The organism is Ideonella sp., assembly GCF_036277275.1.
Taxonomy (GTDB): Bacteria; Pseudomonadota; Gammaproteobacteria; order Burkholderiales; family Burkholderiaceae_C; genus Ideonella.
In genome coordinates, this window is the sequence record NZ_DASUNH010000022.1 from 26,853 (window position 1) to 35,376 (window position 8,524).

Genomic DNA, 8,524 nt, shown 5'->3' on the forward strand with positions numbered 1-8,524 from the left:
CTGGCGCGCTCACCGCAGCGCGTCTGCCGCCTCCACCATCGCGTCGATCAACTGGCCGGCGGGCAGGGGCAGGGCGGCGCCATGCGTCTCGACGGCACGGCCGTGCAGCCAGGTGCTGCCGACGGCGACCTGGGCGGCGACGGCAAGGACATCGTCATTGCCGTGGCTGCTCCAGCAACCGCCAATCCAGCCGGCGAGCACGTCCCCGGTGCCCGCGGTGGCCAGGCGTGCATTGCCGCTCGCATTGATGACCGGTTGCCGACCGGGCGCGGCCACGACGCTGCCGGAACCCTTCAGCACCACCACGGCACCGAAGCGGTCGGCCAGCGCCTGGGCCGCACGGAGGCGGTCGGCCTGCAGCCCCGCCGTGTCGGTGGCCAGCAGGCGGGCCGCTTCCAAGGGGTGTGGGGTCATGACCGTGGCCGCGCCCCGTCGGCCGCGTGTTTCCAGTTGGATGGCCAGCGCGCTGTCGGTGGCGATGCAGTTCAACGCGTCTGCATCCAGCACCAGGCGGTGCGCGCGGCTGATCAGTTCGGGCAGCACCTTGCGCACGGCGTCGCCACCGCCACAGCCACAGACCACGGTCGCGTGCTCGACCCAGCCTGCGGTGCGCGCGTCGTGCCACGGGCGTTGCATTAGTTCGAGGCTGGTGGGAGGCTGGGGCAAGCCGCCGTCGAGCGCGCTCACGTAGACGCGGCCGGCACCGGCGCGCAGGCTGGCGCGTGCTGCCAATTGCGCGGCTCCTTGCATGCCGGGCGCTCCGCCGACGACCCAGACATCGCCGAAGTGCCCCTTGTGCGAGGCGTGCGGCGCAGCCAGGCGCGGGCCGAGGGCAATGCGTGCATCGGTGCTGTTCGAAAGCCGGGCCGTAGCCAGCGATGCGCCTGGTGCTGCGCCGAGCCCATCCCACCACACCTGTCCCGAAGCATCGCGGCCCTGCCCGGAAAACAGGCCGGGCTTGGGTGTCAACAGCGCAAGCGTGGCATCGGCCTGCACCAGAACCTCACCCAGCTGCCGCCCGGTGTCTGCGCACAGGCCGGTGGGCAGATCAACGGCGAGCACGGCCGCACCGCGCCGGCGGCAGGCCTGCAGCGCCCGGATCGTCTCGGCCATCTCGCCCTCGGGGCCGCGGCGCTGACCCAGGCCCAGCAAGGCGTCGATCACCAGGTCGGGAGCGGGCTGATCCGCGACGGGCCAATCGATTGCGCCGTGAAGCGCCACCCCGGCCAGCAGGGCCTGGTGTCGCGCGTGGGCGGCATCAGGCGGCAGGCGATCGGGGTCGCCCGTGCAAGTGACGTGGACGCTCTTCCCCGCGGCATGCAGCCACCGGGCGGCCACCAGCCCATCGCCTCCGTTGTTGCCTGGGCCGGCGGCAATCCAGATGTGCCGGGCATGCGGCGCGATGGACAGCGCCAGCCGTGCCACGGCGAGCCCCGCTCGTTCCATCAGCCCATGGGCGGGGGCGTCGGCGAGGGCGGCTTGTTCGATGGCCCGGCTCGCGGCGCTGTCGTACAACAGCGCCGCGGTATCTCCGGGCAACAGTCTGCACGGCCCGTTCATCGGCTGGCTTTCCGAAGTGGCAGGAAGCCCAGCTTAGCGCAGGCGTGCCGGGTCGAGCGTGCTGCAATCGAACGGCGCCGCCCGGCCGGCCATCTGGTCGGCCAACAGCCGCCCACAGGCGGCGGCCTGTGCCCAGGCGTTGGCGCCATGGCCGATGTTGAGCCACAGCCCGTTCGCCGACGCCCGGCCGACCGCCGGCATGCCATCCGCGAGGTGATCCTGGCGACCAACCCAGGGCTGGGCCCGTGCGGTGCGTGTCGCACCGGGAAAAGTCGCCTCCAGCGTCGCATACAGCCGCGCCAGCACTGCGGACGCCGGGCGTGACGGCAGGGCGCCGATCGACGCGACGCCAGCCACACGCAGCCGATCGCCCATGCGGCTGATCGTGATGCCGACCGCCGGGTCCAGCACGGCACCGCTGGGGCCGAAGGTTTCGCCGGCATCTGCCGCCACGTGACGCGGGGCCGTCACCGAATGCACATGGCCCCAAGCCACGCGTGGCCGCGCGGCGCCCGGCAGCAGGCGAGATGCCGCTTCGGCGCTGCATAGCACCACGGCATCAAAAGTCTGCGGGCCTTCGTCTACGACCGTGGCGGCGCCTGTCGAGCCGACGCTCAGCGCACTTTCGGCGATGTCGCGACAACGCTCGGTCTGAAGCTCGACCTGTTGGCGCGCGCCGCTGCCGGTGGCGAGCCCGGTGACTTCCTGCTGGAACTGAAAGCGTGCGCCCAGGCGAAGGGCTTCGACCCGCAGCGCATGGGCGAACTGACGGCCGTTCGCGGTCTCGCCCGCCCGCCAGTACAGCGCGCCGTGCAACGGCAGCGTCGGGTTGATGCCCGGCTCGGTGGCGCGCGCGTCGTCGGCGCTCAACCAGCGCACCGGCAAACTCGAAGCGGCGTGGGTGACGAGCAGTGCCTGCGCGCGGCTGGCATCGCGCGGCGTTCGCATCAGGGCCATCACGCCGCTGTGGTGGTCGTACTCCAGCTGGTGGGCGGCCGCGATCGACTGCACCCGCTCCAGGCTCAACTGGGCCAGGTCGCGCAGGCAGGTCAGCCGTGCCGCCTGAGCTGGCTGGCGGGCAGCGCGCCAGCGTCGCCACAGCCATGGCCACGCGGTGGGCTTGGCCGGAAGTCGTTCGAGCCCACCCCAGCCGCCGACGGCAGCGTGCGCGAGGGCCAAGCCCGGCGCCAGCACGCTGGCGGGCGCAAAGCTGCCCTCGGCCGCGATGCTGCCGCGGCGTTCGTAGACGATGACCTCGTGACCATCGCGGGCCAGTTCGTAGGCGGTCATGACGCCGGTCAGGCCGGCGCCGATCACGGCGACTCGCATCGTTCAGGCCCGCCTGCCGCGACAGCAGGGCCGGGCGCGGACGGGGTGGGTGAGGTGGGCGGCCAGCCGCTCGGCGGTCGCAAGTTGGGCTGCTATAATCTTTGGGTTTTGCTGATTGCCCATGGCTCGTATGGGTCGCTCGGGCGTCAGTCAAACCGGAAAGCCCGTTTTCTTTAGGGCATCGGCTCGATCACGAGGCTTTCTGAAGTTCGCGAACCCGGCTTATTCAAGGTGTCGCATGCGACGTCAGCCCCTTGTCACAAGGGGCAAACGCTGTAGCGATGTGTGCCGGGATTCTAGACCCAACCTTCGGAGTACCTATGTCCGTTTCGATGCGTGAAATGCTGGAAGCCGGTGTGCACTTTGGCCACCAAACCCGCTTCTGGAACCCCAAGATGGCCCCGTTCATTTACGGCCATCGGAACAAGATCCACATCATCAACCTCGAAAAAACGCTGCCCAAGTTCGAGGAAGCGATGAAGTTCGTGCGCCAGCTGTCCAGCAAGCGCGGCACGATCCTGATGGTGGGCACCAAGCGCCAGGCGCGCGAAGTCGTCGCATTGGAAGCCCAGCGTGCCGGCATGCCCTTCGTCGACCAGCGCTGGCTGGGCGGCATGCTGACCAACTTCAAGACGGTCAAGGGTTCGCTGAAGAAGCTGAAGGACATGCAGGCCACCAAGGATTCCGGCGCCGAAATGCGCATCAAGAAGGAAGCCTTGATGTTCGACCGCGAACTGGCCAAGCTGGAAAAGGACATCGGCGGCATCCAGGACATGAACGCGCTGCCCGATGCGCTGTTCGTGATCGACGTCGGCTTCCACAAGATTGCAGTCGCTGAAGCCAAGAAGCTGGGCATCCCGGTGATCGGCGTGGTCGACACCAACCACTCGCCCGAAGGCGTGGACTACGTGATCCCCGGCAACGACGACTCGGCCAAGGCCGTGGCGCTGTACGCCCGCGCCGTGGCTGACGCGGTGCTGGAAGGCAAGGCCAACGCCGCCACCGACCTGGTGCAGGCCGTGGCCGCCGACGGCGACGAGTTCGTCGAAGTCAGCGACAACGCCTGATCCCCTCAGCGCGCAAGCGCCTTGTCGAACGAGGGGCTGTCACAGCCCCTTTTTCGTACCCAGTGATGCCCCAGACACGAGGTCTGGACGGAACTTTCGGCGCCGGGCCACGCCCTGACGCCACAGCAACGGAGAGATGAAGATGCCTGCAATTACCGCCAGCATGGTTGCCGAACTGCGCGCCAAGACCGACGCGCCGATGATGGAATGCAAGAAGGCGCTGACCGAAGCCGACGGCGACATGAGCCGCGCCGAGGAAGTCCTGCGCGTCAAGCTGGGCACCAAGGCCGGCAAGGCCGCTTCGCGCGTCACCGCCGAAGGCGTCATCAGCGCCGCGGTGAACGGCACCACCGGCGCGCTGCTGGAAGTCAACTGCGAAACGGACTTCGTGTCGAAGAACGACTCGTTCCTGGCCTTCACCAAGTCCTGCGCCGAGCTGATCGCCGCCAACAACCCGGCCGACGCCACCGCACTGTCGGCGCTGCCGCTGTCGCAAGACGGCTTCGGCCCGACGGTCGAGGACGTGCGCAAGGGCCTGATCGGCAAGATCGGCGAGAACATGGCCATCCGCCGCTTCAAGCGTTACGCCAATGGCGGCAAGCTCGCCAGCTACCTGCACGGCACCCGCATCGGCGTGGTCGTTGAGTACGACGGTGACGACGTGGCCGCCAAGGACGTGGCCATGCATGTGGCCGCGATGAAGCCGGCCGCGTTGTCGTCGGCTGAAGTGCCGGCCGAGCTGGTCGAGAAGGAGCGCAAGATTGCCGCCGAGAAGGCGGCCGAGTCGGGCAAGCCGGCCGAGATCGTCGCCAAGATGGTCGAGGGCTCGGTGCAGAAGTTCCTGAAGGAGGTCTCGCTGCTCGACCAGGTCTTCGTGAAGGCGGCCGACGGCAAGCAGACGGTCGGTCAGATGCTGAAGGAAAAGGCCACCTCGGTGAAGAGCTTCACCTTGTACGTGGTCGGCGAAGGCATCGAGAAGAAGGTCGACGACTTCGCTGCCGAAGTGGCTGCCCAGGTGGCCGCCGCCAAGGGTCAGTAAAGACCTGCAAAGCCCGCCTCGCGCGGGCTTGTGCGACGGCTTGTGATCCGGGCCGCCGCGTAAACTGCCAGCCGATTCAAAAGATCACCTGTTACCTCAAGTCCCTAGGGAGTGCCCTGCATGCCGGCGTACCGACGCATCCTGCTGAAATTGTCCGGTGAGGCCCTGATGGGCGATGACGCCTATGGCATCAACCGGGCCACCATCGTGCGCATGGTGCGCGAGGTGCAGGAGGTCACGCAGCTGGGCTGCGAAGTGGCGGTGGTGATCGGTGGCGGCAACATCTTCCGCGGCGTGGCTGGCGGCTCGGTCGGCATGGACCGAGCGACCGCCGACTACATGGGCATGCTGGCCACCGTGATGAACGCGCTGGCCCTGGCCGACACGATGCGCCAGGAGGGCATGACGGCCCGCGTGATGTCGGCCATCAGCATCGAGCAGGTGGTCGAGCCCTATGTGCGGCCGAAGGCGCTGCAGTACCTCGAAGAGGGCAAGATCGTTGTCTTCGCTGCCGGCACCGGCAACCCCTTCTTCACCACTGACACCGCGGCCGCGCTGCGGGGCGCCGAAATCGGCGCGCAGATCGTGCTGAAGGCGACCAAGGTCGATGGTGTGTACACCGCCGACCCGAAGAAGGATCCGGACGCCACCCGCTATACGAACATCTCGTTCGATGAGGCCATCGCAAAAAACCTGCAGGTGATGGACGCGACCGCGTTCGCGTTGTGCCGCGACCAGAAGCTGCCGATCAAGGTGTTTTCGATCTTCAAGCCCGGCGCGTTGAAGCGTGTGGTGCAAGGTGAAGACGAAGGCACCCTGGTGCATGTCTGAGGAGAGTCGACCATGACAATTGCCGATATCAAGAAGAACGCCGAGACCAAGATGGCCAAGTCCATCGAGGCGCTGAAGAACGACCTGCAGAAGGTGCGTACCGGTCGTGCCCACCCGGGCATCCTGGACCAGGTGCACGTGGACTACTACGGCTCGATGGTGCCGATCAGCCAGGTGGCGAACGTCAGCCTGCTGGATGCGCGCACGATCAGCGTGCAGGCCTGGGAAAAGGGCATGTCCGGCAAGATCGAGAAGGCCATCCGCGAGTCGGATCTGGGCCTGAATCCGTCGGCGCAGGGTGACCTGCTGCGCGTGCCGATGCCGGCGCTGACCGAAGAGCGCCGCAAAGAGCTGACCAAGGTCGTTCGCCACGAAGGCGAGAACGCCAAGGTGGCTGTGCGCAACCTGCGCCGCGACGCCAACGAGCACCTGAAGAAGCTGCTCAAGGACAAGGAAATCTCCGAAGATGACGAGCGTCGTGCACAGGACGATGTCCAGAAGCTGACCGACCGCACTGTCTCAGAGATCGACAGGCTGGTCCAAGCGAAGGAAGCCGACGTCCTGGCGGTTTGAGCCTGATGGCCACTCCGTCCCATGCGGCTTCCGGCCGCGACCCAGGCGTGCCGCGCCATGTCGCCATCGTGATGGATGGCAACGGCCGCTGGGCCAAGCGTCGCTTCATGCCGCGCGTGTTCGGGCACAAGTTCGGCATGGAGACCGTCGTGCGCGTGATCGACGATTGCGCACGCCGCGGCATCGAATACCTCACCGTCTACGCCTTCTCGTCCGAGAACTGGAAGCGGCCTGACGAAGAAGTGTCGGGCCTGATGAACCTGGTGTTGGTCGGGGTGTCGAAGTACCTCAAGCGCCTGGCCAAGGACGGCGTTCGCATCAAGGTGATGGGGGATCGCTCGGCCGTGTCCGAGAAGGTCCGCCAGGCTTGGAACGAGGCCGAGGAACTGACCAAGGACAACCCCGGTCTCACCCTGACCGTGGCCTTCAACTACGGCGGCCGGTGGGACATCGTCCAGGCGTGCAAGCGTGCGCTGGCGGACGGTGTCGCGCCGGAAGCCTTGAGTGAGGATTCCTTGAGTCGCTACATGGCCCTGGCCCATGCACCAGATCCGGACCTGTTCATCCGCACCGGCGGCGAAGTGCGCGTGAGCAACTTCCTGCTGTGGCAGCTGGCCTACGCCGAGTTCTACTTCACCGACTGTCTCTGGCCCGATTTCGATGCGGCCGAGATGGACAAGGCCATCGCCGCCTTCGCAGGTCGGGAGCGCCGCTTCGGTGGCGTGCCGGCCGCCGCCTCCCTCAACGAGGCCTCGTCGGCCTGACCCCCATGCTGCTGCAACGCGTGATCACGGCGTTGGTGTTGTTGGCGCTGCTGCTGCCGGCACTGCTGGCCGATAGCCTGTTGCCTTTTGCAGCGTTGACGCTGCTGATGATCGGTGCAGCCGGCTGGGAGTGGGGCCGGCTGAACAGCATGGGCAACACCGGCGCGGTGGTGATGGGTGCGGCGGTCGCCTTGACCTGCGGTGCGGCCTGGTGGGCGGGTTGGGGCCTGGCGGCACCGGCAGCCGTCTGGTGGATTGCGCTGATCGGCTGGGTGATCGGCGGCGGCTTGGCGCTGCGGGCGGGTCCCAAGGCCTGGCCGCAGCTGCCCCAGGTGGCGCGGCTGGTGCTGGGGTGGTTGATGCTGTCGGTCGCCTGGCTGGCGTTGGCTGCGGCCAAGCAGCGAGGGCTGGGCTTCATCCTCTCTGCCATGTGCATCGTCTGGGCGGCCGACATTGCCGCCTACTTCGGTGGTCGCACGTTCGGCCGCCGGAAGCTGGCGCCTTCGATCAGCCCCGGCAAGAGCTGGGAAGGTGTGTGGTCCGGCATGGTCGGTGTCGGCCTGCTGGCCTGGGGCTGGATGGCCGCCGAGAAGGTGTGGCCGGTGGCCGGGCCCAGCGTGTTCTCGACGTTGCTGACGCAGCGTGGCCTTGTGCTGTTCGCCCTGGGCCTGGTCGCGCTGTGCGGTTTGAGCGTGGTTGGCGACTTGGTCGAATCGATGGCCAAGCGTGCTGCGGGTGCCAAGGACTCCAGCCGCCTGTTGCCCGGCCATGGCGGTGTGCTCGACCGGATCGACGCCTTGCTGCCAGTCCTGCCCGCGGTGATGGCGTTGACCGCCGTCTGAAACCCGCCTCTTCACGATTGATTGAAACGGTATCGATGCGACAGCGCCTGTGCGTCCTGGGTTCCACCGGCTCGGTGGGGAGCAACACGCTCGACGTGGTGAGCCGGCATCCCGAGCGTTACGAGGTCGTCGCGCTGACTGGCCAGCAGCGTGTTGACGAGTTGCTGGCGCAGTGCCTGCAATGGAAGCCGCGTTTCGCGGCAATGGTCTTGCCGTCGGCGGCGAAGGAGTTGCGCGAGCGCCTGCGCGAAGCCGGCTCGACCACCGAGGTGATGGACGGCCCGGACGCGCTGGTGCAGCTGGCCGCACACCCGGACGTCGACGCTGTGATGGCCGCCATCGTCGGTGCCGCCGGCCTGCCGCCGTGCATGGCGGCAGCACGTGCAGGCAAACGCCTGCTGCTGGCCAACAAGGAAGCGCTGGTCGTCGGCGGCGCCCAGTTCATGGCTGCCGTGGTCGAAGGCGGTGCGACGCTGCTGCCGATCGACAGCGAGCATTCGGCGATCTTCCAGTGCCTGC

The 8,524-nt window shown here is 67.6% G+C and carries 8 protein-coding genes and 1 pseudogene; 7 read left to right on the forward strand and 2 right to left on the reverse strand.

The genetic code is table 11. The features are described 5' to 3' along the window. Positions 1-9: 9 nt before the first annotated feature. Entirely contained in the window at positions 10-1,560 is a 1,551-nt protein-coding gene (locus VFY73_RS05005; protein WP_329716817.1) for an NAD(P)H-hydrate dehydratase, read from the reverse strand. A 33-nt stretch (positions 1,561-1,593) separates the two neighbouring features. Continuing rightward, positions 1,594-2,889, reverse strand: a complete 1,296-nt coding sequence (locus tag VFY73_RS05010) for an NAD(P)/FAD-dependent oxidoreductase (protein WP_329716818.1) — start codon at positions 2,887-2,889, stop codon at positions 1,594-1,596. A gap of 320 nt (positions 2,890-3,209) precedes the next feature. Here VFY73_RS05010 and rpsB point away from each other — a divergent pair, with 320 nt between their 5' ends. The 7 genes and pseudogenes from rpsB to VFY73_RS05045 form a co-directional block, all read left to right on the forward strand. Continuing rightward, positions 3,210-3,956 carry a 30S ribosomal protein S2 gene (rpsB, locus tag VFY73_RS05015; protein WP_329716819.1) on the forward strand — a complete coding sequence of 249 codons (747 nt, stop codon included), beginning with the start codon at positions 3,210-3,212 and terminating at the stop codon, positions 3,954-3,956. A 142-nt stretch (positions 3,957-4,098) separates the two neighbouring features. Then, positions 4,099-4,995, forward strand: coding sequence for a translation elongation factor Ts (gene tsf, locus VFY73_RS05020; RefSeq protein WP_329716820.1), 897 nt, complete (start codon positions 4,099-4,101; stop codon positions 4,993-4,995). A gap of 120 nt (positions 4,996-5,115) precedes the next feature. Continuing rightward, a complete protein-coding gene (gene pyrH, locus VFY73_RS05025) occupies positions 5,116-5,826 on the forward strand; it encodes a UMP kinase (protein ID WP_329716821.1) in 711 nt (236 codons plus the stop codon). Between the two features lie 12 nt (positions 5,827-5,838). Continuing rightward, positions 5,839-6,399 (forward strand): ribosome recycling factor, encoded by a 561-nt coding sequence (gene frr, locus VFY73_RS05030; RefSeq protein WP_329716822.1) that lies wholly within the window; start codon positions 5,839-5,841, stop codon positions 6,397-6,399. A 5-nt stretch (positions 6,400-6,404) separates the two neighbouring features. Next, on the forward strand, positions 6,405-7,163 hold the full coding sequence (gene uppS / locus VFY73_RS05035; protein ID WP_329716823.1) for a polyprenyl diphosphate synthase: 759 nt from the start codon (positions 6,405-6,407) through the stop codon (positions 7,161-7,163). Between the two features lie 5 nt (positions 7,164-7,168). Then, entirely contained in the window at positions 7,169-8,005 is an 837-nt protein-coding gene (locus tag VFY73_RS05040) for a phosphatidate cytidylyltransferase (RefSeq protein ID WP_329716824.1), read from the forward strand. A gap of 35 nt (positions 8,006-8,040) precedes the next feature. Further along, a pseudogene (locus VFY73_RS05045) lies at positions 8,041-8,524 on the forward strand (1-deoxy-D-xylulose-5-phosphate reductoisomerase); the annotation flags it as partial.

What these genes read in the sequence shown, in the direction of transcription:
- VFY73_RS05005 (WP_329716817.1), bottom strand. Translation starts at nt 1,560, where the DNA reads ATGAACGGGCCGTGCAGACTGTTGCCCGGAGATACCGCGGCGCTGTTG.
- VFY73_RS05010 (WP_329716818.1), bottom strand. Translation starts at nt 2,889, where the DNA reads ATGCGAGTCGCCGTGATCGGCGCCGGCCTGACCGGCGTCATGACCGCC.
- rpsB (WP_329716819.1), top strand. Translation starts at nt 3,210, where the DNA reads ATGTCCGTTTCGATGCGTGAAATGCTGGAAGCCGGTGTGCACTTTGGC.
- tsf (WP_329716820.1), top strand. Translation starts at nt 4,099, where the DNA reads ATGCCTGCAATTACCGCCAGCATGGTTGCCGAACTGCGCGCCAAGACC.
- pyrH (WP_329716821.1), top strand. Translation starts at nt 5,116, where the DNA reads ATGCCGGCGTACCGACGCATCCTGCTGAAATTGTCCGGTGAGGCCCTG.
- frr (WP_329716822.1), top strand. Translation starts at nt 5,839, where the DNA reads ATGACAATTGCCGATATCAAGAAGAACGCCGAGACCAAGATGGCCAAG.
- uppS (WP_329716823.1), top strand. Translation starts at nt 6,405, where the DNA reads ATGGCCACTCCGTCCCATGCGGCTTCCGGCCGCGACCCAGGCGTGCCG.
- VFY73_RS05040 (WP_329716824.1), top strand. Translation starts at nt 7,169, where the DNA reads ATGCTGCTGCAACGCGTGATCACGGCGTTGGTGTTGTTGGCGCTGCTG.